Source organism: Nakamurella flava, assembly GCF_005298075.1.
Lineage (GTDB): Bacteria > Actinomycetota > Actinomycetes > Mycobacteriales > Nakamurellaceae > Nakamurella > Nakamurella flava.
Map to the genome: position 1 here is coordinate 117,903 of NZ_SZZH01000006.1, position 26,235 is coordinate 144,137.

At 68.1% G+C, this 26,235-nt stretch carries 20 protein-coding genes; 10 read left to right on the forward strand and 10 right to left on the reverse strand.

Translation table 11 applies throughout. The features are described from left to right. Positions 1 to 21: 21 nt before the first annotated feature. Together FDO65_RS18580 and FDO65_RS18585 are read right to left on the reverse strand one after the other, a co-directional pair. Positions 22 to 327, reverse strand: a complete 306-nt coding sequence (locus FDO65_RS18580) for a hypothetical protein (RefSeq protein ID WP_137451237.1) — start codon at positions 325 to 327, stop codon at positions 22 to 24. 305 nt (positions 328 to 632) lie between these two features. Continuing rightward, the gene (locus tag FDO65_RS18585) at positions 633 to 3,176 is read right to left on the reverse strand and encodes an ATP-dependent DNA ligase (protein ID WP_137451238.1); all 2,544 of its coding nucleotides are present in this window, start codon (positions 3,174 to 3,176) and stop codon (positions 633 to 635) included. Positions 3,177 to 3,247: 71 nt separating this feature from the next. Between FDO65_RS18585 and ku the strand changes: the two genes are divergently transcribed. Beyond that, on the forward strand, positions 3,248 to 4,267 hold the full coding sequence (gene ku / locus FDO65_RS18590) for a non-homologous end joining protein Ku (RefSeq protein WP_137451239.1): 1,020 nt from the start codon (positions 3,248 to 3,250) through the stop codon (positions 4,265 to 4,267). 137 nt (positions 4,268 to 4,404) lie between these two features. Here ku and FDO65_RS18595 read toward each other — a convergent pair whose 3' ends face one another. Both FDO65_RS18595 and FDO65_RS18600 read right to left on the reverse strand, forming a co-directional pair. Next, a complete protein-coding gene (locus FDO65_RS18595) occupies positions 4,405 to 5,658 on the reverse strand; it encodes an amidohydrolase family protein (RefSeq protein ID WP_137451240.1) in 1,254 nt (417 codons plus the stop codon). A gap of 10 nt (positions 5,659 to 5,668) precedes the next feature. Next, complete coding sequence (locus tag FDO65_RS18600; RefSeq protein WP_137451241.1) at positions 5,669 to 6,802, reverse strand: MBL fold metallo-hydrolase; 1,134 nt, start codon at positions 6,800 to 6,802, stop codon at positions 5,669 to 5,671. 186 nt (positions 6,803 to 6,988) lie between these two features. Between FDO65_RS18600 and FDO65_RS18605 the strand changes: the two genes are divergently transcribed. Next, the gene (locus FDO65_RS18605; RefSeq protein ID WP_166442289.1) at positions 6,989 to 9,763 is read left to right on the forward strand and encodes an AfsR/SARP family transcriptional regulator; all 2,775 of its coding nucleotides are present in this window, start codon (positions 6,989 to 6,991) and stop codon (positions 9,761 to 9,763) included. Positions 9,764 to 9,792: 29 nt separating this feature from the next. Here the strand turns inward: FDO65_RS18605 and FDO65_RS18610 are convergent, their stop codons facing one another. Both FDO65_RS18610 and FDO65_RS18615 read right to left on the reverse strand, forming a co-directional pair. After that, positions 9,793 to 10,740 (reverse strand): manganese catalase family protein, encoded by a 948-nt coding sequence (locus FDO65_RS18610; protein ID WP_137451243.1) that lies wholly within the window; start codon positions 10,738 to 10,740, stop codon positions 9,793 to 9,795. A gap of 185 nt (positions 10,741 to 10,925) precedes the next feature. Continuing rightward, positions 10,926 to 11,630 (reverse strand): TetR/AcrR family transcriptional regulator C-terminal domain-containing protein, encoded by a 705-nt coding sequence (locus FDO65_RS18615; protein WP_205850161.1) that lies wholly within the window; start codon positions 11,628 to 11,630, stop codon positions 10,926 to 10,928. A gap of 247 nt (positions 11,631 to 11,877) precedes the next feature. Between FDO65_RS18615 and FDO65_RS18620 the strand changes: the two genes are divergently transcribed. The 5 genes from FDO65_RS18620 (at position 11,878) to FDO65_RS18635 (ending at position 15,207) form a co-directional block, all read left to right on the forward strand. Then, positions 11,878 to 12,651 carry a mechanosensitive ion channel family protein gene (locus FDO65_RS18620; protein WP_137451244.1) on the forward strand — a complete coding sequence of 258 codons (774 nt, stop codon included), beginning with the start codon at positions 11,878 to 11,880 and terminating at the stop codon, positions 12,649 to 12,651. A 114-nt stretch (positions 12,652 to 12,765) separates the two neighbouring features. Continuing rightward, complete coding sequence (locus FDO65_RS18625; protein WP_137451245.1) at positions 12,766 to 13,701, forward strand: DUF2382 domain-containing protein; 936 nt, start codon at positions 12,766 to 12,768, stop codon at positions 13,699 to 13,701. Positions 13,702 to 13,819: 118 nt separating this feature from the next. Beyond that, complete coding sequence (locus tag FDO65_RS22305; protein WP_166442290.1) at positions 13,820 to 14,503, forward strand: hypothetical protein; 684 nt, start codon at positions 13,820 to 13,822, stop codon at positions 14,501 to 14,503. After that, positions 14,496 to 14,972 (forward strand): YsnF/AvaK domain-containing protein, encoded by a 477-nt coding sequence (locus tag FDO65_RS18630; protein ID WP_166442291.1) that lies wholly within the window; start codon positions 14,496 to 14,498, stop codon positions 14,970 to 14,972. Before FDO65_RS22305 ends, FDO65_RS18630 begins: the two co-directional genes overlap by 8 nt. 1 nt (position 14,973) lies before the next feature. Next, positions 14,974 to 15,207, forward strand: coding sequence for a hypothetical protein (locus FDO65_RS18635; RefSeq protein WP_137451247.1), 234 nt, complete (start codon positions 14,974 to 14,976; stop codon positions 15,205 to 15,207). Between the two features lie 105 nt (positions 15,208 to 15,312). Here the strand turns inward: FDO65_RS18635 and katG are convergent, their stop codons facing one another. From katG to FDO65_RS18655, 4 genes are all read right to left on the reverse strand, one after another. Beyond that, positions 15,313 to 17,481 (reverse strand): catalase/peroxidase HPI, encoded by a 2,169-nt coding sequence (gene katG, locus FDO65_RS18640; protein ID WP_205850197.1) that lies wholly within the window; start codon positions 17,479 to 17,481, stop codon positions 15,313 to 15,315. A 5-nt stretch (positions 17,482 to 17,486) separates the two neighbouring features. Then, a complete protein-coding gene (gene pabB, locus FDO65_RS18645; RefSeq protein ID WP_137451249.1) occupies positions 17,487 to 18,716 on the reverse strand; it encodes an aminodeoxychorismate synthase component I in 1,230 nt (409 codons plus the stop codon). 17 nt (positions 18,717 to 18,733) lie between these two features. Beyond that, entirely contained in the window at positions 18,734 to 19,594 is an 861-nt protein-coding gene (gene purU / locus FDO65_RS18650) for a formyltetrahydrofolate deformylase (protein WP_137451250.1), read from the reverse strand. A gap of 70 nt (positions 19,595 to 19,664) precedes the next feature. Beyond that, positions 19,665 to 21,038 (reverse strand): L-serine ammonia-lyase, encoded by a 1,374-nt coding sequence (locus tag FDO65_RS18655; RefSeq protein WP_137451251.1) that lies wholly within the window; start codon positions 21,036 to 21,038, stop codon positions 19,665 to 19,667. A gap of 187 nt (positions 21,039 to 21,225) precedes the next feature. On the opposite strand from FDO65_RS18655, the gene FDO65_RS18660 reads away from it, so the two are divergent. The 3 genes from FDO65_RS18660 (at position 21,226) to FDO65_RS23370 (ending at position 26,165) form a co-directional block, all read left to right on the forward strand. Continuing rightward, positions 21,226 to 21,849 carry a GntR family transcriptional regulator gene (locus FDO65_RS18660; RefSeq protein ID WP_420847557.1) on the forward strand — a complete coding sequence of 208 codons (624 nt, stop codon included), beginning with the start codon at positions 21,226 to 21,228 and terminating at the stop codon, positions 21,847 to 21,849. Positions 21,850 to 22,173: 324 nt separating this feature from the next. Then, positions 22,174 to 25,191, forward strand: a complete 3,018-nt coding sequence (locus tag FDO65_RS18665; RefSeq protein WP_137451253.1) for a DEAD/DEAH box helicase — start codon at positions 22,174 to 22,176, stop codon at positions 25,189 to 25,191. A 77-nt stretch (positions 25,192 to 25,268) separates the two neighbouring features. Beyond that, a complete protein-coding gene (locus FDO65_RS23370) occupies positions 25,269 to 26,165 on the forward strand; it encodes a toll/interleukin-1 receptor domain-containing protein (protein WP_137451254.1) in 897 nt (298 codons plus the stop codon). Positions 26,166 to 26,235 lie beyond the last annotated feature (70 nt).

The following is a 26,235-nucleotide window of genomic DNA, read 5'->3' on the forward strand; positions in this document are numbered from 1 at the left end:
GAGGGGTGACACGCGACGCCCTCAGGCGGACGCGGGGCCCTGGGCCGAGGACCACCGGGGGGCGATCAGCGGCGGCCCGACCCGCCGCGCCACCGACAGTTCGGCGGCCAGCCACTGCTTCTCGAACCACAACCCGTCGACCTGCTCGTACAGCACGTCGTAGTACTCGCGCAGGGCGACCGCCTCACCGATGACGTCGTTGGCCCGGGGCGCCGGCACCGGATCGGGGAAGCTGGAGCGGACGGCGGCGGGCCTCCCGAGTTGCGCCCGTAGGTCGTCGACCTGGGCCTGCGCGGTGTCCCGCACGGACAACATGGGTCCGATCATCGATCGCAGGGTGGCCACCTCGGCCACCGGATCGGGCGTGCTGACGCCGATCCGGATGACGGGCCGGACCGGACGGCGAGGCCGGCGGCGGCGGAACATCCCCATCCGTCCCAGTGAACGCCGGGTGTCCCGGCGACGCCAGAGTGGGGACCGGATGAGGGGGGAATGCCGGGTGTTCTCCGCTCCGCTCGACGTGGCCGGTCTGCGCGATCGACTTGTCATACCCGCACCCTCCGCCGGCTCGGAAGGTGCGGGTATGACAAGTCGATGGCGGCGCAGGTCCGAGCACGCCGGACAACGCCGCGTCAGGGGCCCGAGCGGACGTCGTCGACGGTCTTGTCGATCCGAACGCCCCGCCAGCTCGGCGCGCGCAGCTTGCCGTCCGGCGTCCACTCGACGTACTGCACCTCGCCGACGAGCGTCGGCTCCACCCACACCGCGTCCCGGGCGTCGGGTCGCGGCACGGTTCCGCTGACCGGGGCGGTCCGTCGTCGCTGGGGTTCGAGGTCGGCGAGCAGCCGCTGCAGCACCTGGTCTGTGAACCCGGTGCCCACCTTGCCGGCGTAGCGCAGGCCGCCATTCCCGTCCCCGACGGCGACCAGCAGCGACCCGATGCCGCCGGCTCGCCGTCCGGACCCGGGCTTCCAGCCGACGACGACGACCTCGACGGTGGTGAAGTTCTTGATCTTCAGCCAGGTCCGGGACCGCTTGCCCGGCAGGTACTGCGAGTCGCCGCGTTTGGCGACGATCCCCTCCCAGCCCAGTTCGACGCTGTGGGCCAGGGCGGTGTCGACGTCGTCGTCGAGCCGGTCGGGGACGGAGCAGATCTCGCCGTTTAGCGGCAGCAGGTCGAGGATGCGGCGCCGGTCGTCCAGCTTCTTGGTCAGCAGCGAGATCCCGTCCAGCCACAGGACGTCGAACAGCCAGAACTCCACGGGCACATCGCGGACGGCCTTGGCGATGGCCGCGGACCCCTGCAGGTTCATACGTTGTTGCAGCCGGGCGAAGCTGCTGCGCCCGCCGTCGAGAGCGACGATCTCGCCGTCGAGTACAGCGGTGTGGCCGTCCATCAGCTCGGACAGTTCGGCCAGTTCCGGGTAGGCGGCGGTGAAGTCGTTCCCGACCCGGCTGATCAGCCGCAACCCGTCCGGCCCCACCCACGCCAACGCCCGGATGCCGTCCCACTTGCCCTCGAACCGCCAGCCGTCTTCGTGGAGCACGCCGGACGGTGAGGTGTCGGTGGGACCGGTCGGTGCGGCCAGCATGGGGAGTAGGTCCTCCGGCGGTCGCGGTCCGCTCTCCTCCGCGCCCCCCTCCCCGACGCCGCCCCCCTCCGCGACTTGGTAAAGCTCGCCGCCATTTCGTTCGCGAGACGGCGTGTTCCGCCCAGTCGCGCTCCCCCCACCGGCGTCGACGGCGGCGGAACCTGACGACTGGTCCCCCCACCGGTTCGGGTTGGCGCGGCTCTGGTCCTTCATGCGGTGCAGCAGCCACTGGTCGCCGTTGGTGCGGATGAGCGCGTACCGGCCCTTCGCCCGCTGGCCGCGCAGCACGACGATGACCTCGTGGTCGCGCCACTTCTCGGTGACGTACGTGCCGGAGTCCCAGATCTCCATGTGCCCGCCGCCGTACTCCCCGTGCGGGATGTCGCCGGCGAACGTCGCGTACTCCAGGGGGTGGTCCTCGGTGTGCACCGCCAGCCGGTTCTCGCGGGACGACTCCGGCACGCCCTTGGGGACGGCCCAGGAGACGAGGACGCCGTCGCGTTCCAGGCGGAGGTCGTAGTGCAGGCGGCGCGCGTGATGCTCCTGGATGACGAACGAGTTCCCGGACCCGGCGGGCAGCGGTCCGGGCCTGGGGACCGGCTCGGGGGTGCGCTCGGCGGAGCGTTTGGCCCGGTAGGCATCCAGCTTGCGCCCGTCGCCCCGGTCCTGACGGCGGGTGCCGCCCCGGGTCTCCGGGTCGACCGCCGAACCGTCCTCCAGGCCGGCCATCGGGTCGGGGCCGTCGTCCAGTAGGTCGAGGACCTCCCGGTAGTCCAGTTGCCGCAGGCCGGGGTCGGCGAGCTCGGCCCAGGTGCGGGGCGCGGCGACCCACGGCGCGTCCCGCCCGCGCAGCGAGTACGGCGCGATGGTGGTCTTGGCCGCCGAGTTCTGCGACCAGTCGATGAACACCTTCCCGGGACGGACGGCCTTGCTCATCCGCGAGGTGACGAGATCCCGGTGGTCGGTCTCCAGGGCTTCGGCGATGTCCTTGGCCAGCGCGGACGCCTCGCCGGAATCGAGCTCGCCGTCCAGGTGGGTGTAGAGGTGGATGCCCTTGGAGCCGCTGGTGACGGGGACGACGACGCGGTCGGCGAGCCGGGCCTTGACCCACCGGGCGACCTCGGCGCACTGGGCCAGTTCGACGCCCGGGCCGGGGTCGAGGTCGAACACCAGGCGGTTGGGTCGACCGATCCCGCCCTCACCAGCACCAGAAGCGCAGAGCCATTGCGGCACATGCAGTTCCAGCGCGGCGATCTGGCCGAGCCAGGCCAGGGTGGCCGGGGAGTCGACGATCGGGTACTGCTTCGGTCCGTCGCTGTGCTCGATGGTGCAGCGGGACACCCACTCCGGGGTGCCGCGGGGCAGGTCCTTGTGGAAGAACGGCGCGGTGTCGACGCCGTTGGGCCAGCGTTTGCGGGTGACGGGGCGACCGTCGACGTGCGGCAGCAGGACGTGGGCGGCCTCGGCGAAGTAGCCGATGACCTCGGCTTTCGTCGTCCCGGTGACCGGGTAGAGGACCTTGCGCAGGTTGGTCAGGGCGAGCCGGTGCCCGTCGATGTCGACCGCCGCGCGTTCGCCCGCCATCCGACCCCCTTCGTCTACAGGTTCCGCAGCCCCCCTCCCCCGGCCCGCCACCGGGGTCCATCATGGATCCCATGCGATCCATCTGGAAGGGCTCGGTGTCGTTCGGGCTGGTCAGCGTGCCCGTGAAGCTGTACTCCGCGACCGAGGACCACGACGTCAAGTTCCACCAGGTACACGCCGAGGATGGCGGACGGATCCGCTACAAGCGGGTGTGCGAGCTGGACGGCAAGACCATCGAGTACGCCGACATCGCCAAGGCCTACGAGTCGGACGACGGCCGGACGATCATCCTCACCGATGAGGACTTCTCGCAGATGCCGGTGAGTTCGAGCCGGGAGATCGAGGTCAGTTCGTTCGTGCCGGCCGACCAGATCGACCCGCTGCTGTACGACAAGAGCTACTACCTGGAGCCGGCGACCAAGTCGACCAAGGCCTACAAGCTGCTCTGCGAGACGCTCGAGAAGACCGACCGCATCGCGGTTGTCAGTTTTGCACTGCGGCAGAAATCCCGGCTGGCGGCGTTGCGGGTACGTGACGGGGTGCTGGTCGTCCAGACGCTGCTGTGGCCGGACGAGGTGCGGGCCGCCGAGTTCCCGTCGCTGGACGAGGACGTCAGCATCAAGCCGGCGGAGCTGAAGATGGCCGGCATGCTGGTGGAGAGCTTCGCCGACGATTTCCACCCCGAGGAGTACGTCGACGAGTACCGGGTCGAGATGCAGCAGCTGATCGACGCGAAACTCGAAGGCGCGGAAGCGTTCCCGACCCCGGAGACCGAGGAGGAGGGCGAGGACGCCGAGGTCGTCGACCTGCTGGCCGCGCTGCAGCGCAGCGTCGACCGGCACAAGGGCGGATCGTCGTCGGGTCGCAGTCGAACCGCGGCCAAGGCCGAGCCGAAGGAGGACGACGAAGAGGCGGAGGAGAAGCCCGCGCCGAAGCGCCGCACCACCAGCCGCACCTCGACCCGGTCGCAGACCGCTGCGACGGCCAAGCGCACCGACGACGAGGCAGCCGACGAGAAACCGGCGCCGAAGTCCCGTACCACCCGGGCGAAGTCGACCACCGGCACGACGTCCCGGCGCAAGCCGGCGTGATCGCGAGGCCATACCACCTCGCTCCTGGAGCTGACCCAGGAGTCGGATGTCTCGGGCCTGGTGCGAGAGCCTGTCTCGCACAAGGCAGCGAGACAGGCTCTCTGTGTCGTTCGGCGCGCCCTTGCAAGCTCGGGCGACTAAGAGCTCCGCTGGACCACTCGGTGAACGATCTGACCGGCGGCGATGACCACGGTCGGCGCCCGCAGGACGTCGAGGTGTTCCAGCGGGTTTCCGGGAACGGCGATTAGGTCGGCCCGCAGACCAGCTCGCAGTCGTCCGCGGTCGATCAGGCCCAGGCAGTCCGCCGCCCGCCCGGTGGCTGCGTCGAGAGCCTGCGGGGGCGTGAGGCCGAGGCGATGGAACTGCTCGATCTCGACGACCAGGCTCAGGTTGGGGCACCCGGGTCCACCGCCGTCGGTGCCGGTGGCGATGGGCAAGCCCCGCTCGACCAGTAGTCGCGCGGCGGCCAGTCGGTGCTCGAGATCGCGCAACGACTGCGGTGTCGACCGGTCGACCTGGGTGTGGGCCCAGGCGGTAGCCAGGGTGGGAACGATCCACGTCTGCCGCTCGGCGAGAAGGTCCAGGGTGGCCAGGTCCGGCCAGGTCGTCAGCCCTGGCTCCGCCGTGCCGGAACCGGCGCTGCCGGAGTCGGTGGTGGTGACGTGCGCCAGAAAGCTGGCGTGCTCGAGGGTATCCACCCGGCAGCGCACGGCCTGCGCCATCCCGGCGGTTCCGTGGGCGTGGGCCGCCACGCGCAGGCCCAGTGAGTGGGCATGGTCGACGATGCCGGTGACCGTGGCGTCGTCGAAGACCGCGGCGGTGGGATCGGATGCGGTGTCGGTGACCGAACCGGTGGCGATGATCTTGACGACCCGGGCTCCCTGCGCGACATCGGCATCGATCCGGTCGCGGGCGGCGGCGAGGTCGACGCACCCACCGCCGAGGGCGGCGTTGGGTCCGTTCGGGGTGGTCAGCTGGGCCGTCGAGGGCAGGATGTCCGGTCCGACGCTGCGGCCGTCCGCGATCTCGCGGGTCAACCGGAACGCCGTGTCGCCCAGCGCTCCGAGATCGCGCACGGTGGTCACACCGGCGGCGAGCAGGTTGGCGGCGTTGACCCGGCCCTGGGCGAGCATGGCGTCGGTGTCGTGGGCCACGACCTGCTGGACCACTCGCATGTCACCGGAGAAGGTCACATGGTTGTGCACGTCGATCAGGCCCGGGAGCAGCGTGCTGTCGCCCAGATCGAGTACGTCGACGCCGTCGGGGCGGCCCACCTCGGTGGCGGGTCCGACGGCCTGGATGAGACCGCCGTCGATGAGCACCGCGCCGCCCTGGATGACGGCGCCGTCACCGTCGACGATGCGTCGGGCCAGGAGGAGTTGTCGTGTCATGGTCGGCTCCTCAGCGATCGCGCTTGCGCAGTTTCCAGGCCACCATCTCGGCAGCAGCGGGGATCATGGCCAGACCATGCGGTCGCCCGGCCGGTACAGCGGGGGTCGCGAGATCCGTTCGCTGCCAATTGCTGTCGGGACCATCGAGCGGGTTCAAGCCGATCTCGGCCAGCTGGTTGAGCGCCATCATCGCCGTGAACATCGGATTGGGATTGGCCCCACCGACATCGAGCTTGTTCATTCCGGCGGTGTAACCGACCAGGAATGTCTTCGGGCGCACGGCATCCTGCCCGTCGACGATGTCGAGGGCCAGTGCCTGCAAGGCGGTCGACTGGTCCAGCAGGCTCTCCAGATGTGTGGCGGCGCCGTCCCGGTCGAAGACCTGGAACTCGTGGCCGTCGGTCAGGTGTTGCACACTCCCGTCCTCGACGAGCGCGGCGGCCGTGGCCAGCGATGTCTGCAGCTTCAGTTGGTCCGCGTCCTGCATCACGCCACATGCACCGTTGTCCTCGTCGCCCAGGTGCAGCAGGGCGCAGTCCCGGAAGTACACGACGACGTGACCGCGGCAATGTCCCTGCGACCGGATGACCCGGACCGCCCCGTCAGCGAAGCTCCAGCCCGTGCACCGCTGGGAGCCGATCGAGAAGCGTTCCAGCGGGAGCGATTCGAAGGTGCGGGTCGTCCGGCCGAACGGCCGCAGCGGCTGGAACAGCGACACCACCGAGTCGGCGATCAGGGCGGGCGGAGCGGGCAGCGGAGCGACGCCGACGACCCGGTCGAACGTCGACGTCCAGTAGCGAGTGGGTTCGGTCATCTGCGCGAGATCGCGGGCCGGCACGTAGTGCTCCACCGTGACGCCGCGGTCGGCGGCCCACTCGTCGGGCAGATCGTTGTTGCCGACGTGATCGACGTGGCCGTGGGTGGTCAGCAGGATCAGCGTGCCCCACGGGCCGACCAGGTCGACCGCGCGGCTCAGTGCCTCCCGGAAGGCGGTCGTGACCCCGGTGTCGACCAGGAACAGGGTGTCCTCGACGCGGTGCAGCAGAGCATTGCCGACGTCGGGTTGACCCTTCTCGAAGTCGAGTTCCTGGCCGGTGACCAGAACGGTGCGGTCGTCGATCCTGATGATGGAGCCCAGTGCCATGTCGGGTGCTCTTCCTGTGGGGTGGGTGGCTGTCCGGGACAGGATCGGTGGCGCTACTTGCACGGCACTCACACCCGTCAGCTGCGCCACGGAAGCGGCGTGCATGTCGCCGGGCACACCCTGCGCTCATGACGACCGAGCGCGACGAACCGGACGATGGGCGAGCGGGTTCGCTACCGTGCGGTCGTGGAGTTCCGGGATCTGGGGCCGGTCACCGTCGAGTTCGACGGCGCCCCGATCCGGCTGTCCGGGGGCCGGGTGATGACCGTGTTGGCGGCCCTGCTGGTGAACGCCGGCGAATCGGTGTCGCAGGACCGGCTCATCGACGCCGTGTGGGGCGACCGGCTGCCGCAACGGGCCGGCGCCGCGTTGGACACGTTGATCTTCCGTCTGCGGCAGGTCCTGGAGCCCGACCGGACTCGTCGCAGCGGCTGGCGGGTGGTGGTCACCGAGGGCAACGGTTATCGGTTGCTGGCCCGTGACCAGGATGTGGACTCCCGTGCCTTCGTCAGGGACTCGGCCGACGCGCATGCCGCTCTGCTCGCCGGGGCGGCCGACCGCGGGCTGCTGCTGGCCGAACGGGCCTTGGCCCGTTGGCGGGGACCGGCGTACGACGGTCTGCCGGACACGCCGTGGCTCGAACCGGTGCGAGCCCAGCTGGACGACACCCGCGCCGGCACCGGAGAACTGTTGGTGCAGGCCATGCTCGACCTCGGCCGACCGGAGCAGGCAGTGGCGGCGGTCCAACCACTCGTCCTGCAGCACCCGTTCCGGGAACGCCTGTGGGCCCAACTGGCCCTGGGGCTGTATCGAGCGGGTCGGCAGGCCGCGGCCCTGGAGACCTTCGCCCGCGCCCGGCGGGTGCTCGACGAGGAGCTCGGGGTGAGCCCCGGTCCGGACCTCGTCGTGCTGCAGGAGGCGATGCTCGCCCACGCACCCGAACTCCTCGGCCCGTCGTCGGTGCCGGTGACGGTGACGGACCTCCCCGCGGGGCGTCGACCGTTGTACGGGCGGTCCGCCGACGTGGCCGCGGTCACCGCTCTGCTGGCCCCCGGCCAGGTCGCTTCGATCACCGGACCGGTCGGGGTCGGGAAGACCTCGGTGGCGCAGGCCGTCGCCGCCGCCGCCGCGCCGCACCACCGGGACGGGGCACACTTCGTCGACCTCACCCGAGCCACCACCGGCAGCGATGTTGCGGCCCTCGCCGCCGCGACACTGGAACTACGGGCCGACGGGCCGGACATCACGGGGACGCTGGCCCGTCGCTTGCAGGGCCGGGACATCCTGCTCGTCCTGGACAACTGCGAGCACGTCCTGGACGCCGTCGCCGCACTCGTCCTGGCGCTTCCGGCGACGACGACGGTTCTGGCCACCGGCCGGGAGTCATTGGAGCTGGACCACGAACGGGAATACCGGTTGGCCCCGCTGCCGTCGACGGGTGACTCGGCGGTCCGGATGTTCCTCGACGCGGCGGGCCGTCCCGACGACGAACCCACAGACTCGGACAAGCAACGGATCGGGGCCATCTGCGCAGCGCTCGGAGGGCTGCCGTTGGGCATCGAACTGGCCGGCCGGCGGGCCCGGACTTTCGACCTCGACGAAGTACTGGACAGTGTGCGCGACGATCCGGGCGGTCTGCGCCCCGGTCGCCGCGATCACCGGGCCGGCCGAAGCCTCGCCGACGAGATTTCGACCAGTGTGGGGCTGTGCGAGCCGGCGGAGCAGGTCATGCACGGACGGCTGTCCACCCTGACCGGGCCGTTCACGCTCGCGGCCGCACGGGCGGTGTCAGGATCGACGGCAGCCGAACAGGGTCAGGTGATGGATCTGCTCGCCGGGTTGACCCGTCGATCACTGCTCGTCGTCGAACCCCGGAAAACCGGGGTCCCCACCCAGTTCCGGCAGTTGATACCGATCCGGCACCATGCGGCGCAGACTCTCGCGGCCAGTGACGACGACGCGGCCGCGCGGCGCCGTCACTGGGTTCGCGACCTGGCGTCGGCCGTTCCGCAACGCGGGCGGCCCGGCCAGCGCACCGCCTACGACCGACTCGAAGCCGACGTGTCCACGATCTCGGCGACGATCCAGGAGCTGCTGACCGATCCCGACCCGACCACCGCGGTCCGGGTCGTCACCGAGTTGGTCGGCTGGGCCTACGACCGCAACCGGCTGCAACTGGCCAGGGGCTGGCTCACCACCGCCGTGGCCAGACCCGATCTGGACCCGCTCGCCCGGGCCCTCGCCGAGGCCACGCTCGGCTCTCTGTTGGAGATCGCCCGGGAGACGGCGGCGGCTCACGCGCTGTTCGAACGCAGCCTGCCACTGCTGGTGGAGTCCGGTGATCCGGCTGCGGTCGGTGTCCTGGTGGACATCGCCACCACGGCCTGGGTGGGCGATGACTGGGCCTACGGCGCCGAGATCGCCTCAGTGGCCCGGGATCGGGCCACGGCGATCGACCAGCCGTACGAACGGCTCATCGCCGAATCGACCTTGACCGCCGCCCGCCTCTTCACCGGGCCACCGCACGATGCGCTCCTCGCCGCCGAAGAACTGCTGGCCCAACCCGACACCCAGCAGAACGGCAGGGCGATGCTCATGCTGTGCGCGACCGCTGGCGTGGCCGCGGTCTTCGCGGGTCGGCCGGAGAACGGACTGCGCTGGACCGAGGAATCCCTCCGGGTCGCCCAGGACCTCGGCGTCCGCAACATGGGCGAGACCCTCGAGCAGCGCGGCAACCATCTCGCCGCCGCCGGCCGGCCGATCGATGCCCTGCGCTGCTTCGCCGCCGCCGCGACCCAGTACGACCGGGGCGGGATGAGCTGGCCCCGGCATGAGGGGACGGCCACGACCGTCGACGTCCTGCGGGCCGCCGTACCGGCCGAGGAGTTCGAGCGCACGTGGGCCAGCGGAGCCAGGATCATCGCCGCCGGCGACGGGGTACAGCTCGCCGACTGGATCTGAGACACCGCCCCGGAATCCCCCAGAGCCACTCAGCTGCCGGCGGGCCGATCGGACTGCCGGATCTCCTCCTCGGCGGTGGCCTGGATGAGTGCCAGCAGCTCCGGGTCGAGGCCGGGCGAGAACTCCTCGCGGCGTTCCGGGGCGATGGTGATGGGCTCGCCACCGGAGGGCATGAACTCGGTGGTCAGCTCGGTGCCGTCGTTGGACGGTGAGGCGCCCCGGTAGAGCTTGTCGGCCTCGGACTTGTTGTCGGCGCTGAACGTGTACTGGATGCTCTGCAGGCCCTGGTCCACGAGCTTCTTGACCTCGGGGAAAGCCTCGGCGTTGGTCTTGGGGATCGGCAGCACCTTGCCCCAGTTGACGCCCAGGCTCTCCAGCGCCTTGGCGAAGGCGTTCTCGTGGGCCTGGTCCCGGACGATCAGGTAGGCAATCGTCGACCGGGCCGCCTTGTTGTCGGTCATCTCGTAGATCCGGCACTTCTGCAGCCGGCCGGTCGACTCCAGCATCAGGTTGTAGAGCAGGTCCAGCACCAGGTTGCCGCTGTTGTAGACGTAGGACCCCGACCAGGGATTGCCGGCCGCATCGACCGGCAGGGCGCCCTGCGCGCCGACGAGGAAGTGGTGGATGTTGCCGGTGTCCTTGGCGATGGTCAGCGGCGTCGCCCCCTTGGCGCCGGGGGCGTCGACCGGGTCGGTCTTCTTGCCGCTGTACCCGGGGGCGCCGTCGAGCAGCCGGGCGATGGTGGTGCCGATCAGCTCGACGTGGCTGATCTCCTCGGTGCCCACGCCCTGCAGCAAGTCCTTGTAGGGCTTGGCGGCGGCGTCACCACGGAAGTTCATACTCTGGAACAGGTACTGCATCATCGTGCGCATCTCGCCGAACTGACCGCCCAGGCCCTCCTGCAGCGCATTGGCCGCGGCGGGATCCGGCTCGTCGTTGGCGATTTCGTTGATCAACAGCTCGGTGTGCAGGTACATGGACACTCCATCCTGCGGACCCGACGCCCCGGAACCAGTTTCCGGGGCGACCGCGATGCCGGTCCGTGGGCGAACTACACGACCGACAACCGTGGCGCACGGCGTCCGATGGGTGTTGGGGTTCCCGGCGGTTGCCGGTTGACACGCGGTCCTGGCCGGCGGCCATCGAGCGACGCACCGGAACGTCAGCGCTTGCCCAGATTCTCGAGGTGGTCGGTCAGGACCTCCAGCGACTCGGCGAAGATCTCCGCGGACCGGTCCCGCGAGAGCAGAGGCTGCAGCTGTCGGAGCCGGGGGTAGCTGTCCAGCCCATCGGGGGGCGAGGGCTGGTCGACGTCAGCCTGCTCGACCGGGCTGATGTCGACCCCCTTGTTGGCCACCTCCAGCAGCAGGTTGCCCAGCAGAAAACTCGAGAACGCCTGGTAGGCCGCCACTGCCGCGCCATCGGAGAACCCGCAGCGGTGCAACGTCTCCAGGAACGACTCCATCCACCGCAGGCTGCGCAGCGGAGGCCGCACCCAGGGGGCCTCCGGCGGACGGGTGCAGACCAGCGGGAAGACCTCCGGATGGGCCAGCGCGATGCGCCGCACCCCGTGCGCGAGCCGGTACAGGTACTCCTGCCACTCGGTCGAGTGCAGGTGCACCTCGGGATCGGCGTACAGCTCGTCGATCACCGCCTCCACCACGGCGTCCAGCAGTTGCTCACGGCCCCGGATGTGGTGGTAGATCGCCATCGCCTCGACGTCGAGGTACTCGCCGAGCCGTCGCATGGTGAGCGCCTTGAGGCCGAATTCGTCGATCAGCGACACCGCGCCCCCGACGATCTTCCGGCGGTCCAGACCCTGCCGGCCACTACCCGGCGCCGCCGTCGGTATCGCATCGGACGCCACGGCACTCCCTGCTCGATTCTCGGCTACCGGTATTCCGTTCACATTTCGATCGTATCGGCATCGACGCCGTCGAGCGACCGACCTCACGGGTTTGGGAAAGAAATACCAGGGTAGCGCTGGACCGAACGGGCGACCTGGCGCCTATACGTTGTAAAAGGAACTCCACTCGTGGTTGCCTTACGTCGTAAAACTGTTGTTCGGAGGCGTTGACCTCCACATTTCCTCAACGTCTCCTGGAGCGTCCTGCATGCAAGAATCCCTGATGGCCGGGCTGACCGCCGTCGTCACGTTCGTTCCGAAACTGCTGGCGTTCCTGGCCATCGTCATCATCGGCCTGCTCATCGCGAAGGCGATCGCCAAGGCCGTGAGTAAGCTGCTGGAACGGGTCGGTTTCGACCGGGCCGTCGAGCGGGGCGGCATCAAGAAGGCGCTGGAGAACAGCAAGTTCGACGCCAGCGACATCGTGGCGAAGATCCTGTACTACGCGTTGGTGCTGTTCGTCCTGCAGTTGGCGTTCGGGGTCTTCGGGCCCAACCCGATCAGTGACCTGCTCACCACGATCATCGCCTTCCTGCCGGCGCTGGTCGTCGCCATCGTCATCATCGTCATCGCCGCGGCCATCGCCGCCGCGGTGAAGACCCTGATCCAGGGCACCCTGGGCGGTCTCTCGTACGGCAAGGTGCTGGCCAACGCCGCCAGCATCTTCATCCTGTTCCTGGGTGTCGTCGCCGCCCTGAACCAGATCGGCGTGGCGACCTCGGTGACCACGCCGGTGTTGATCACCGTGCTGGCGATCGTCGGTGGCGTCATCGTCGTCGGCGCCGGCGGCGGCTTGATCAAGCCGATGCAGGCCCGCTGGGAGACGTACCTGTCCAAGGCCGAGGAAGAGGCCCCCAAGATCCGGCAGCACGCTGCGGCCGCCCCGTCGGCCAAGGAGATCGCGGCCGACAAGGCCGCTCAGGCCAAGGCGCAGATGGCCAACAGCCACACCGAGGCCTCGGCCGTTCGCCGCGGTCACTGATCCGGCGGTCCGCCACCCCGACGTCCGGGGTGCCTGCGGCGGGCCCCCACCGTGCACGACATCCACCGCCGGGCCGATCGGCCCTGCGTCATCTCCCTTCAGGAGGACTTCGCCATGATTTCCAGTAATTCAGCCGGCCTGCTCATGGACAGCGGCGAGATCGTCGGCACCGACGGCAGCTCCATCGGCAAGGTCGGTCAGGTCTACCTCGACAACGAGACCGGCGCGCTGACCTGGGTCACCGTCAAGACCGGTTGGTTCGGCAGCAACGAGTCCTTCGTGCCGCTGGACGACGCCACCCTCGACGGCTCCACCGTCACCGTGCCCTACGACAAGGCCAAGGTGAAGGACGCCCCGCACCACGCGGTGGACGCCGAGCTGTCCCCCGACGAGGAGCAGGACCTCTACGCCTACTACGGTCTCGCCGCCTCCGGTGGCGCCGCCGACGCGCAGTACGGCACCGCGAGCACGGGTGACCTGGTCACCGAGGCCGCCGTCGCCGACACCGCGGCTTCCGACAGTGCTGTGTCCGACACCGCCGTCTCCGACACCGCTGTCGCCCCGGTGGCGAACGGTTCCGGCGACGGGTACATCACCCGCTCCGAGGAGCAGCTCCGCGTGGGCACCCGACAGGTCGAGACCGGTCGGGCCCGCCTGAAGAAGTTCGTCGTCACCGAGCAGCAGACGGTCACCGTCCCGGTCTCGCACGACGAGGTCACCCTGGTCCGCGAGCCCATCGCCGAGGGCGCCGTCACCGACGCCGTCATCGGCGACGACGTGATCGAGGTCGTCCTGACCGAGGATCAGGTCGTCGTGGACAAGCAGGCCGTCGCGGTGGAGAAGATCAAGCTCGACACCGAGACCGTGACCGAGCAGCAGCAGGTCACCGAGGCCGTCCGCAAGGAGCAGGTCGAGCTCGACACCGACGGGGTGACCGCCGCCGGCACCACCGGTGTCCGGTCGGACGCCGCTGACCACTCCGACGCCGCGTCGAGCCTGACCGACAAGGCCAAGGGCCTGGCCGACAAGGCGAAGAACGCCGTCAAGTAGTCAGCACCAGCGGAGCGGGTGCGCAGCCGGGTCACCCCGTCGGCTGTGCACCCGCTCTCTTCATTCCGCCACACGCGGGCCCGACCCGGCCCGGACCCACCCTTTTCAGGAGATCCCCATGACCCCGATCAATTCAGATCCCGCCCGTTCCGACTCGGCGAACGCGACGCTCGGCGACGCGGACGCCGTCGGCGCCCGCCCCTACCAGCACGTGGCCGCCGACCTCGGCGTCGACCGTCAGGCCGTGCAGGCCCGGGAGGAAGAACGCTTCGGCGGCATCAAGTTCGGGTCGGCCTTCTTCGGCTGGCTGACCGCTGCCGGGGTCGCCGCCCTGCTGATGTCCCTGCTCGCGGCCACCGGCGTCGCCCTGAGTCTGGCCAGTGACACCAGCACCGGCGACATCACCAGCCAGGCCACCGAGGCCACCGGCGCGGCCCGCACCGTCGGCCTGGTCGGCGGGATCGCCCTGCTGGTGGTGCTGTTCATCGCCTACTTCTGTGGTGGATACGTCGCCGGTCGGATGGCCCGCTTCAACGGCACCAAGCAGGGCCTGGCCGTCTGGATCTGGGGCATCGTCGTCGCCGTCGTCGTCGCCATCCTGGTCGCCGTCTTCGGGGCCAAGTACAACGTGCTGTCCAACCTGAACCTCCCCCGCATCCCCGTGGACGAGGGCAGTGTCACCACTGCCGGGATCATCGCCATCGTCGCCATCGTCGTCGTCACCCTGGGCGCCGCACTGCTCGGTGGCAAGGCCGGCATGCACTTCCACCGCAAGGTCGACAAGGCCGGACTCGGTGCCTGACCCTGCCCTGCCGGGCGTCGCCGATCGGGCGGCGCCCGTCGCCCCCGATGGCGCACCCACACCGTTCGCCGAACGGCGGGACATCGTGCGGTCCGAGGAACGGCTCGCCGTCACCACCGTGCGCGTGCCGACCCGGCGGGTGCGGCTCGAGAAGTACGTCGTCACCGAGACCCGCACGATCACGGTCCGGGTGTCCCACGAGGAGGTCCGGCTCGTCGACGTCGATCCGGCCGACGATCCGGCCGAGTTGGCCGTCAGCGGTTCGGACGCCGATCGGTGGGTGACCCTCAGCGAGGAACGCCCGGTAGTCACGATGCAGGTCGTCCCGGTCGAACGGGTGCGGCTGGCCGTGACCTCGGTGGTCGAGAACCGCGACGTCACCGGCGAGGTCCGTCGCGAACGCATCGCCTTCGACCCCGGGTTCGAGCACCCGGTCCCGACCGCACCATCCACCACTGCGAAGGACTGAGATGAACATCGACAAGGACACCATCCTGGGGTTGCTCCGCGGCAACGACCAGAACGAGCGGGCCGACCAGGCCGCCGCCGAACTGCCCGACCAGGTCGACACCGACGCGCACGCCGGTCTTCTCGAGAAGTTCGGGATCAACCCGGCCGACCTCATCGCCAAGTTCACCGGCGGTGGCGGGGCCCCCGGGGGCGGTCAGTCCGGTCTCGGCGGCCTGCTGGGCAAGATCCTCTGACCCGTCGAACGTCCCCGGTCGCTTCCCGCGGTTCACCGCGAGAAGCGACCGGTCGGTGACATCCGCCGGCCCGACCTTCCGCAGAAGGGCGGGCCGGCGCCGTCGTCAGCGCAGGTCGAAGCGGTCCGCGTCCATGACCTTCGTCCACGCGGCCACGAAGTCGCCGACGAACTGGGCGGCGCCGTCGTCGGAGCCGTAGACCTCGGCCACCGCCCGCAGTTCGGCGTTGGAGCCGAACACCAGGTCGGCCCGGGTGCCGGACCAGCGTCCGTCGGCGGAGACGAACCGGGTGGAGTCCTCGTCGGCCGGCTTCCACTCGGTGTCGTAGTCGAGCAGGTTGACGAAGTAGTCGTTGCTGAGCACGCCCGGCCGGTCGGTGAGCACCCCCAGGTCGGAGCCGTCCCAATTGGCGCCGAGCACCCGCAGACCGCCGACCAGCGCCGTCATCTCGGGCGCGGAGACGCCGAGCAGGTTGGCCTTGTCGACCAGCAGGTACTCGGCCGGGAGGCGGTTGCCCTTGCCCTCGTAGTTGCGGAAGCCGTCGGCGGCCGGCTCGAGGTAGCTGAACGAGTCGACGTCGGTGTGCTCCGGTCCGGCGTCGACCCGGCCGACCGTCACCGGCACGGTGATCTCGACACCGGCGGCCGCGGCGGCCTTCTCGACCCCGGCGGCCCCGGCGATGACGATCAGGTCGGCCAGCGAGACCGGGGTGGCCGACGAGTCGGCGATGCCCTGCAGGGTGCGCAGGACGCGGCTGAGCTGGTCGGGGTTGTTGACGGTCCAGCCGTTCTGCGGCTCCAGGCGGATGCGGGCTCCGTTGACGCCGCCCCGCTTGTCGCTGGACCGGAACGACGAGGCGGCGGCCCACGCGGTGGACACCAGCTCGGAGACGGTCAGCCCGGAGGCCAGCACGGCCTGCTTGAGCGATGCGACCGCCTCCTCGGACGGCGCCGGGTGGGTGGCGGCCGGCAGTGGGTCCTGCCAGAGCAGCTGCTCGCTGGGCACCTCGGACCCGAGATAACGGACGATCGGGCCCATGTCGCGGTGGGTGAGCTTGAACCAGGAGCGGGCGAAGGCGTCCGCGAACTCGGCGGGGTTCTCCATGTACCGGCGGGAGATCTGCTCGTACACCGGGTCGACACGCAGCGCGAGGTCGGAGGTCAGCATGCGCGGCTCACGCTTTCCGTCGCCGAACGCCTCGGGGACCATGTCGGCGCCGCCGCCGTTGACCGGCCGCCACTGGTGGGCGCCCGCGGGCGACTCGGTGAGCTCCCACTCGTAGCCGAACAGGATGTGGAAGAACTCGTTGTCCCAGCGGGTCGGGTGGTAGGTCCAGGTGACCTCCAGCCCGGAGGTGATGGCGTCCTTGCCGACGCCGGTGCCGTAGCTGCTCTTCCAACCCAGTCCCATCTGCTCGATGGGGGCGCCCTCGGGCTCGGAGGCGACGGCGTCGGCCGGGCCGGCGCCGTGGGTCTTGCCGAAGGTGTGGCCGCCGGCGATGAGGGCGACGGTCTCCTCGTCGTTCATGGCCATCCGGCCGAACGTCTCGCGGATGTCGCGGGCCGAGGCCATCGGGTCGGGGTTGCCGTTGGGGCCCTCGGGGTTGACGTAGATGAGGCCCATCTGGACGGCGGCCAGCGGGCCCTGCAGCTCGCGGTCGCCGGTGTAGCGATCGTCGCCGAGCCAGGTGGTCTCCGGGCCCCAGTACACGTCGTTGTCCGGCTCCCAGGCGTCCTCACGGCCACCGGCGAAGCCGAAGGTCTTCAGCCCCATGGTCTCCAGGGCGACGTTGCCGGTGAGCACGATCAGGTCGGCCCAGCTGATGGCGCGGCCGTACTTCTTCTTCACCGGCCACATGAGGCGGCGGGCCTTGTCCAGGCTGACGTTGTCCGGCCAGGAGTTCAGCGGGGCGAACCGCTGCTGCCCGGCGCCGGCGCCGCCGCGGCCGTCGTGCACCCGGTAGGTGCCGGCGGAGTGCCAGGCCATCCGGATCATCAGCGGGCCATAGTTGCCGAAGTCGGCGGGCCACCAGTCCTTGGACTGCGTGAGGGTGGCGGCGATGTCGCGCTTGACCTCGGCGAGGTCGAGGGCGAGGAACGCGGACCGGTAGTCGAAGTCGCCCGGCATCGGATCGATGACCCGCGGGTTCTTGGCGAGGATCTTGAGGTTGAGGGCCTTGGGCCACCACTCGCGGTTCGGGTCACCGGCGACCGGGTAGGGCAGCTGTTCGTGCATCACGGGGCACTTGCCGGCGGCTTCGTCCGGCTCGTTCATCTCGCTCAGCACGGCGTCGTCGTGGACGGACACAGATCATCCTTTCGGTGGCGGTGACCGGGTTCTCCGGTCGGGCGGCGGCTCGGCGTCGGGCTCAGCCGGCGGGGGTCTGACGGCCGTCCCAGGACGGCGGTCTTGATCAGCACTTCGGCATGCTCGGACGGGGCCGACGATAGCCACGTGACGCCGCTGCCGACACCGTAGTGGGCCCGGCGGGTCGTGAGATCGACCACCGCGGTGCGAATCGCGACCGAGAAGCGTGCGAATGCGCCGTCTTTCGCGGGTCCGACGACACCGATGGCGCCGCAGTAGATGCCCCGGGGTCCGGTCTCGACGTCCCGGATGATGCGCATGGAACTGGCCTTGGGGGCGCCGGTGATGGAACCGCACGGGAACAGCGCGGTGAACAGTTCGGGCAACCCGACGTCGGCGCGCAGGTCCGCGGTGACGTCGGACGTCATCTGCAGCACGGTCGGATAGCGCTCGACCCGCAGCAGCGTCGGTACCCGCACGCTGCCCGTGCGGGCGATGCGGCCGAGGTCGTTGCGCATCAGGTCGACGATCATCGTGTTCTCGGCCCGTTCCTTGGGGTCCACGCGGAGGGCGGCGGCCCGCCGGGCGTCCTCGACGGGGTCGGGGCTGCGGCGGGCGGTGCCCTTCATCGGGCGCACCCGGATCCAGGGGCCGTGCCGCTCGAAGAACAGTTCGGGGCTGGCGCTGGCCACCGCGAACCCGGCGACCTCGAGGTAGGCGTTGTGGGCCCCGCTCTGGGCGTGGGCGAGCCGCCGGTAGACCTCCAGCGGGTCGCCGGGGACGTGACCGGCCATCCGCACGGTGAGGTTGCCCTGGTAGCTCTCGCCGCGGGCGATGTGCCCGCGGACCCGTTCCACCTGTTCCGCGTACTCCGGCTCGATCCATTCCGGCCACCAGCGATCGGTCGGCTCGGCGTCCGGGGCGCCGACGACGGGGACCGGCCGGGGGGCGTCGGCGACGCCGAACCAGGCCAGCGGCGGGTCACCGGGCGCCCGGTCGTGGGTGACGAGTTCGGCCCCGAACGCGGAGGCCGCCTCGTACCCCACGTGCCCGTAGGCCCATTGCCCGGCGTCGGTGGCGTGCTGCACCTGCTGCAGGACTCCGACCACCTCGGACGGCTGCTCCGCGATGAGCTCGCGGTGGGGGGCACCGAATTCCAGGGCCGTGCCGGAGCGCAGGTCGTCGAACCGCGCCCACGGCATGGCCCGGTACCGGACGGTCAGCGGAAGACGACGGTGCTGTGCCCGTTGAGCAGCACGCGCTGCTCGCTGTGCCAGCGGACCGCGCGGGACAGGGCCAGCGCCTCGGCGTCCTGGCCGACGGTGGCCATGGCGCGGGCGTCGTAGTTGTGGTCGATGCGGATGACTTCCTGCTCGATGATCGGGCCCTCGTCGAGATCGCCGGTCACGTAGTGCGCGGTGGCGCCGACCAGCTTGACGCCGCGGTCGAAGGCCTGGTGGTAGGGCTTGGCGCCCTTGAAGCCGGGCAGGAACGAGTGGTGGATGTTGATGGCGCGGCCGCGCAGCGTCGTGCACATCTCGTCGGAGAGGACCTGCATGTAGCGGGCGAGGACGACCAGGTCGGCCCGGTACTCGTCGACCAGTTCGAGCAGCGTGGCCTCGGCCTGCGGCTTGGTGTCCGGGGTGACGGGGACGTAGTGGAACGGCAGCCCGGCGGCCTCGGCCATGCCGCGCAGGGTCTCGTGGTTGGAGACGACGGCGACCAGTTCGCCGCCGAGGTTGCCGCCGCGCCAGCGGAAGATGAGGTCGTTGAGGCAGTGGCCCATCTTGGAGACCATCACAAGGATGCGCTGGGGGCGGTCGCCGGAGATCTTGTAGGTCATGCCGAACTCGTCGGCGATCCGGTCGAAGTCGGCGGTCAGCTCGGCGACGGCCTCGTCGTTGGCGCAGCCGTCACCGCGGACGAACGCGGTGCGCAGGAAGAACTCCTTGCTGGCCGACCCGTCGAACTGCTGGTGCTCGACGATGTCGCAGCCGTGCTCGAAGAGGAACGAGCTGACGGCGCGGACGATGCCCGGACGCTCGGGGCAGCTCAGCGTGAGGACGAAGGGGTGCGGCACGGTGGCTCTCCTGGGTTGGGCGGGCTGGGGTGTGGGGCGGCGGGCAGGTGGTGAGACGGGTTGCGCGGGTTCAGCACTCGACGACGTTGAGGGCGAGTCCGCCCCGGGCCGTCTCCTTGTACTTGTCCTTCATGTCCGCACCGGTCTCGCGCATGGTCTTGATGGCCTTGTCGAGGGTGACGTGGTGTTTGCCGTCGCCGCGGACGGCCATCCGGGCGGCGGTGATGGCCTTGACGGAGCCGACGGCGTTGCGCTCGATGCAGGGGATCTGGACAAGCCCGCCGACGGGGTCGCAGGTCAGGCCGAGGTTGTGTTCGATGCCGATCTCGGCGGCGTTCTCGACCTGTTCGGGGGTGCCGCCGAGCAGTTCGGCCAGGCCACCGGCGGCCATGGCGCAGGCGGAGCCGACCTCGCCCTGGCAGCCGACCTCGGCGCCGGAGATGGAGGCGTTCTCCTTGAACAGGATGCCGATGGCCGCGGCGACCAGCAGGAAACGGACGACGCCGTCGTCGGTGAAGTCCAGGAAGTCGCGGTAGTAGTGCAGGACGGCGGGGACGATGCCGGCGGCGCCGTTGGTGGGGGCGGTGACGACGCGGCCGCCGGCGGCGTTCTGCTCGTTGACGGCCAGGGCGTAGAGGGTCACCCACTCCATGGCGCGGAAGGCGTCGGTGTGGTCGACGTCGCCGGCGGTGAGCTGGGCGTGCAGGGCGCCGGCGCGGCGGCGGACCTTGAGCCCGCCGGGGAGGACGCCGGGGGTGGCGATGCCCTGTTCGACGCATTCCTGCATGACCGACCAGATGTGCAGCAGGCCGCTGCGGATCTCGTCCTCGGTCCGCCAGGCCAGCTCGTTCTCCATCATGATCTCGCTGATGGACAGCCCGGTCTCGCGGGTGCGGGCCAGCAGCTCGTCGCCGGTGGTGAACGGGTACTTGACCGGGGTCGCGTCCTCGACCAGGACGGGCCGTCCGGCTTCGTCCTCGTCGAGGACGAAGCCGCCGCCGACAGAGTAGTACTCACGGCGGCGCAGGGTCTCGCCGTCCGGGCCGAGGGCGGTGAACAGCATGCCGTTGGTGTGGAAGTCCAGGCGCTTGCGACGGTGCAGGACGATGTCGTCGTCCATGGCGAACGGGACCGGGTGCTCGCCGGCGACGGGAAGGCTGCCGGTCGCGCGGATCTCGTCGACCTGCGGCTGGGCGGCGAACGGGTCGACCAGGTGGGGCTGCTCGCCGGCGAACCCGAGGACGACGGCCTTGACGCTGCCGTGCCCGTGGCCGGTGGCGCCCAGGGACCCGAAGAGTTCGCAGCGCAGGCCGGTGACCTGCGGCAACAGGCCATCGTGACGGAGTCCGGTGACGAACAGGTAGGCGGCCCGCATCGGCCCAACGGTGTGCGAGCTGGACGGCCCGATCCCCACCTTGAACAGATCGAACACGCTGATGGTCATCGGTGCCTTTCGCCGGGCGACTCGTCAGGGGCGGGCTGACTTCGTGATCGGTACACAACTGATATGTCAGTGATACGCTGATGGTATGACGCTCACCGCCGCCTGGCAAGGCCTATCGGTTGTCAGCCCGTACGATGGGTCCGTGGCAGCCGGTCCAGCGCAGGCAGAAGCCCCCGCGGGGCAGTCGATGGCCGACCGCGCCTACCAGACCATCACCGACCGGCTCATCATGTTGGACATCCGTCCCGGTGACCCGATCGACGACACCGCCCTCGCCCAGGATCTGGGCATTGGCCGCACCCCGGTCCGCGAGGCTTTGAAGCGCCTCGAGGTGGATCGCCTGGTCGTCGCCTACCCGCGGCGGGGGACGTTCGCGACCGGCGTCGACATCGCCGACCTGGCCGGCATCTCCGACATCCGCGCCCAGCTGGAGCCGCTAGCCGCCCGCCGCGCCGCCGAGAGGGCCCCCCGCTCGGTCCGGGCTGAGCTGACGGAACTGGCCGACCAGATCGCCGGCCTGCACATCGGCCTGCTGGAGCGCCGCGAGCTGATGCGCTGGGACATGGTGGTCCACCGCGCGATCTACCAGGCCGCCGGCAACCCGCACCTCGAGGACGTCCTCGTCCGCTACGACAATCTCGCCACCCGCATCTTTTGCCTGTTCCTCGACCAGATCCCGCACGTGGACGAGCACGTCGGGGAGCACGTCGATCTGCTCCGCACCATCGCTGACGGGCAGGTCGAACGAGCGGCCGAGTTGGCGAGGGAGCATGTTTTGGGGTTCGAGCGCGCGATCCGGGCCGCAATATGACGGCGAAGAAGCTCCTCGACCCAGCTGTCGCGAAGTACCAGACTTGACGGGTTCGGACTCTCGAGCTATCGGTCCTGAGATCGACAACTGGCTAACCGCAGTGTCGGCGTGGCTCGGCTAGCCTCAAACAGGAACGGCAAGCCTAAACTACGGAACCAGGTTGCCAGGAATGCGCCCGTCGGTCCAGTGGTCCGACCAAGACCAAGCTCACTACCTGGAACAGGTCCAGGGCGGAGCTGGAGAATCGATAGCGACTGCCATGGAATCTGAGTTGACTGTGGCGCGTCGTCATCAATCAGCCTTTCGTCGGCCTCAGAATGAGGCGTGGCGGAGTACTATCAGGACCAATCCCATGGATTCGAGCTCTATCGTGATGCGGCCGTCCCGAGTTGGCGACCGCCACAAAGGGGCGCTCTCGGTGCACTGCTTGCACATTGGGCGGTTCACGGATCCCAGCCAGCACTGGTAGCGGTGCCAACCGGGTCGGGCAAGACAGCGATTGCTCTCGCAGCTCCCTTCCTAGCTGGAGCGAGTCGAACACTTATCGTCGTTCCCAGCACGCAACTGCGGGGACAAACCGTCAACGCCTTTCGGAGCCAGGAAGTTGTCCGGCGAATCGGCGCCTTGTCTGGGACCACCAGTCCTGAGGTTCTTGAGGTTACGGGTCGCCTAGCGTCATGGGATGTATGCCAACCCGCTGATGTTGTCGTGGCGCTGCCGCAGTCAATAAGTCCTGAGCACTACGGCGAGCACAACAAGCCCCCGACCGATCTATTCGACCTGATCATCGTCGACGAGGCGCATCATGCGCCGGCGCTGACGTGGCGCGCAATCCTAGATCACTTCGGTGAAGCCAGGAAGGTTCTTCTTACTGCCACACCTCGGCGGCGCGACGGAAAGCGAGTACCGGGCGACCTAATTTTTTACTACCCGCTTCGAGCGGCAATGACTGATGGCTATTTTAAAAAGGTAGACGCTCGAATCCTTCCCGTAGACCCATCCGCGAATCGCCCCGAATGGGACGTGTCGATTCGAGATGCGATTCTGGAAGAATTGCGTCAGCCCGAGCATGCCTCGAGCACCTTGCTAATACGCGCATCAAACCGATCTAGAGTCAAAGAACTGGTACAACTCTATCGTGAGGGTGGGATCGACGTCGAAGCTCTCACTTCCGGTCTTGGTCAGGCGCGGACAGCTCAAATTCTCGATGGACTCAAGCGCGGCACCATTAGAGCCGTGGCAGTCGTCGGCATGCTTGGGGAAGGATTTGATCTGCCCAGCCTGCGTCTTGCTGCATACCACGACAAGCACAAGTCCGTTTTATCCACAATCCAGCTCATCGGGAGACTCGTACGGAGTCACAAGGACTTCCCACAGCCTTCTGTACTCATAACCGTGCGAGATGCAGACATCTATCCTGCCCTGAAGGGCGCGCTGTGGGACCTGTACCAGGAGGATGCGGACTGGTCCTTCCTTTTACCCGAGATAATCGACGATTCTGTAAACCAAGACCGCGCTGATAGGGCGTTTACGGAAACCCTTGCCGACCCTCCATCTCAGTTGGTTCTCGAACGTCTCCGGCCTCTTGTACGAGCAACCGTCTTCGAAATAGAAAATGGCTGGATTCCAAACTTTGCGGACGGAAGCGTCCCTGCAGGATTAGCCCCCGGAGACGCGTTACGCGGACAGCATGTCCTCTACTCAACGGTGACCCCGAATGGCCGAACCCTGCTGCTTGTAACGCAAGGGGTCCGTTCACCTAGATGGAACCTCGACCCTGGCCTGGACACACCTGATTACCAGATGCACCTTATAACGTACACACCTCAAAGTGGTTCCGCACAAGGCTCCTTGCTGCTAGTAAACTCGAGCGACGAAAGACTCCTTCCCGCAATCTTGCTAGCCGTGGACGACGCTCTCAATCACGTGAAGACCGCTGATCCGGAACGGCTACAACGTGCGTTCGACACCCTACCGCGGCTGAGTGTATCCAACGTAGGCGTGCGTAATACGTACGGCGGCGGAAGGGGCAGCGCATCCTACAAGATGTTCGCGGGGAGTGGTGTAGACCGCGGCATGCGTGAAGCTGATACCGCCCAGGCGGCCATAGGCCATGCAATGGCACAGGTAAGTGAGAGAGCTGGCAGCGGCGCATACAACTCGGGCTTTGCGGTCGAGAAGGCAAAGATGTGGGAGTCGCGGTACGTTCCACTTCGGGAATACGATGGCGCGCTAATGGACTTCGCCGACCGGTACTGGTCTTTGGCGGCAATCGTGGCGCCCCTACTTCCTGAGGTGGCGCGCGGTGCGCGGCTCGAGAGCTTCCCGGATTCTGCGATCGCCGCAATCGAAATGCACCCACTCCTACTGGCAAGCGAATGGACCACGATGGACGGCTTGCCTATCGGTCGGCTCGATCTTCAGCACGTTCCCACTGGTAATGAAGGCCAGCTTCTGACTATCAGAGCAGTGAGGCCGGACACGGGAGCCACCTACTGGTCCGGAACGATAAGTGTCCAGGGCATCGCGGTCGACGGCGCGACATCGGGCTTGGCGCGGCGGGGGCACCAGACGCCGAGGTCACTCGCCGACCTCTTGTCAACCCGCCCTCCGACCGTCTATTTCCTCGATGGTCAGACAGTCAACGGAGCGACAATTTATCAGTCTCCGTCGGTACAGCGGGACTTGAGTCGTTGGCGTCCCAGCTACCTCGATTGGGGCGCCACGAACATTAGGAAAGAAACTGACAAGAGTGCTCTGGTCGCCGGAGCGGGTAAGTCAGTGCATCAAACCCTTCGCGATCATCTGATGGCGACGGAGTCGAAGGCTCGGCGCCGTTGGATACTTGAGAATGATGGTTCGGGCGAGTTGGCCGATCTTATAGTGCTTGAGCTGCACGGTACCAACGAAGTTAGGCTTGATCTTTGGCACGCGAAGCCAGCAAGCGGGGCCACGCCGTCGGTAAGAGTGACAGATATGCAGGTGGTCGTCGCACAAGCAATCAAGAGCCGAAGATGGCTTACTGACCGCGGACTATGGAAGGAGATGGCCGACCGTCTGTCGGGAGCTAGTACCCCACCTCTGCGACTAGTCAGTGGTAGCGTGAGTCTCTTAAGAGCTCTTCTTGGGCTTGTGCCCGGCCATCCCGGCTGGGCACTCGCCAATCGCGCGTTTCAGCTTCGCGGTACCGTTGTGATCGCTCAGCCGGGACTGTCATGGAGTCAGCTCCTAGCTGGTGTCGATCGAAAAAGTCTGAGCGCCATCCAGGTCAGGGACCTTCTCGCAGTCTTCGACGACGCGCTAGGTGCATTGGGCGACGCAGAAGTGGCGTGCGCGCCCTAGGGATCTTCGATACCCCGCAGAACCAATCAGACTAGCCTAGCTACTGTCCTTTGCGCGAATAGAGAGGCCGCATCCGCATGCAGAACCAGATTGCAAGCCAAGTAGCAAGATCGGTACCAGACGTTTTTTTGTCACACGCCAGTGAGGATAAGGCATTTACGAAAAGTCTAGCCGACATGCTCGTGCGTCTCGGTATCCCTGCATGGTGGGACGGGTACCAGATAGAATTAGGTGACGATATTCGAGAGAAGGTCACGGAGGGCCTCCGAGCCGCCCGCTATGGCGTTATAATTCTATCGGAGAACTTCTACGGGGCTAATAAGCGTTGGACTAAGGACGAACTAGCCGCGCTATGGACCAGTGTCGAAAGAGACAAGCTACTACCCGTTCACCATGGACTGGCGGTGGCGCGACTTGCCGAGCTTGACCCGATGATGGCGGCAAGACGCGGGGTGGATTCGCAAGACAACCCAGTCGAAGTTGCTGCGGTCATCGCACGGAAGATCCTGGGACCGACTGAGACGGACAGTGAGGGAAGGCGAGTCTTTCGCAACAGGACTCTTCGACTGAGTGACCTCGCATTCGATGCCAACGGTCGCATCACCGACACCGTTTTCTCTGGGTGCACACTTGTCGGTTCGTGCCTCTGCCTGAACGTCGCGAGACCTGATGAGGCGCAAACTCTTGGGGTGCGATTCCTAGATACTCCTCCAGCTCGCAACTTCGAGCGGAAATTTGTGGAGTTGCCTCCGATTCCGTACGGTCGAGCAATGGTTGGAGTTATTGGGCTCCGAAATATCATCTTTGAGCGTTGCTACTTCAAAGAGGTTGGTTTCGGTGTCACCTCGTCTGAGCGAGACGAACTCCTGGCTCAGTTTGCTCTGACTCCGGGCACCGGTACCTGGCCAGTTCATCTGAATCCACTGCATGCGGGTCGAGGAGACGGTTTCGGTGGCTATCTGGGCGATTATTAGGAGTATGGTTAGTCGCCCCTCCCGCCTATGGCGCAGCACACCTTCTCTTGACGCGCGAGAACCTAGGGGA

What these genes read in the sequence shown, in the direction of transcription:
- ku (WP_137451239.1), top strand. Translation starts at nt 3,248, where the DNA reads ATGCGATCCATCTGGAAGGGCTCGGTGTCGTTCGGGCTGGTCAGCGTG.
- FDO65_RS23370 (WP_137451254.1), top strand. Translation starts at nt 25,269, where the DNA reads ATGCAGAACCAGATTGCAAGCCAAGTAGCAAGATCGGTACCAGACGTT.
- katG (WP_205850197.1), bottom strand. Translation starts at nt 17,481, where the DNA reads ATGAACGAGCCGGACGAAGCCGCCGGCAAGTGCCCCGTGATGCACGAA.
- FDO65_RS18610 (WP_137451243.1), bottom strand. Translation starts at nt 10,740, where the DNA reads ATGTACCTGCACACCGAGCTGTTGATCAACGAAATCGCCAACGACGAG.
- FDO65_RS18620 (WP_137451244.1), top strand. Translation starts at nt 11,878, where the DNA reads ATGCAAGAATCCCTGATGGCCGGGCTGACCGCCGTCGTCACGTTCGTT.
- FDO65_RS18595 (WP_137451240.1), bottom strand. Translation starts at nt 5,658, where the DNA reads ATGACACGACAACTCCTCCTGGCCCGACGCATCGTCGACGGTGACGGC.
- FDO65_RS18635 (WP_137451247.1), top strand. Translation starts at nt 14,974, where the DNA reads ATGAACATCGACAAGGACACCATCCTGGGGTTGCTCCGCGGCAACGAC.
- FDO65_RS18585 (WP_137451238.1), bottom strand. Translation starts at nt 3,176, where the DNA reads ATGGCGGGCGAACGCGCGGCGGTCGACATCGACGGGCACCGGCTCGCC.
- pabB (WP_137451249.1), bottom strand. Translation starts at nt 18,716, where the DNA reads ATGCCGTGGGCGCGGTTCGACGACCTGCGCTCCGGCACGGCCCTGGAA.
- FDO65_RS22305 (WP_166442290.1), top strand. Translation starts at nt 13,820, where the DNA reads ATGACCCCGATCAATTCAGATCCCGCCCGTTCCGACTCGGCGAACGCG.
- FDO65_RS18625 (WP_137451245.1), top strand. Translation starts at nt 12,766, where the DNA reads ATGATTTCCAGTAATTCAGCCGGCCTGCTCATGGACAGCGGCGAGATC.
- FDO65_RS18580 (WP_137451237.1), bottom strand. Translation starts at nt 327, where the DNA reads ATGATCGGACCCATGTTGTCCGTGCGGGACACCGCGCAGGCCCAGGTC.
- FDO65_RS18600 (WP_137451241.1), bottom strand. Translation starts at nt 6,802, where the DNA reads ATGGCACTGGGCTCCATCATCAGGATCGACGACCGCACCGTTCTGGTC.
- FDO65_RS18660 (WP_420847557.1), top strand. Translation starts at nt 21,226, where the DNA reads ATGGCCGACCGCGCCTACCAGACCATCACCGACCGGCTCATCATGTTG.
- FDO65_RS18655 (WP_137451251.1), bottom strand. Translation starts at nt 21,038, where the DNA reads ATGACCATCAGCGTGTTCGATCTGTTCAAGGTGGGGATCGGGCCGTCC.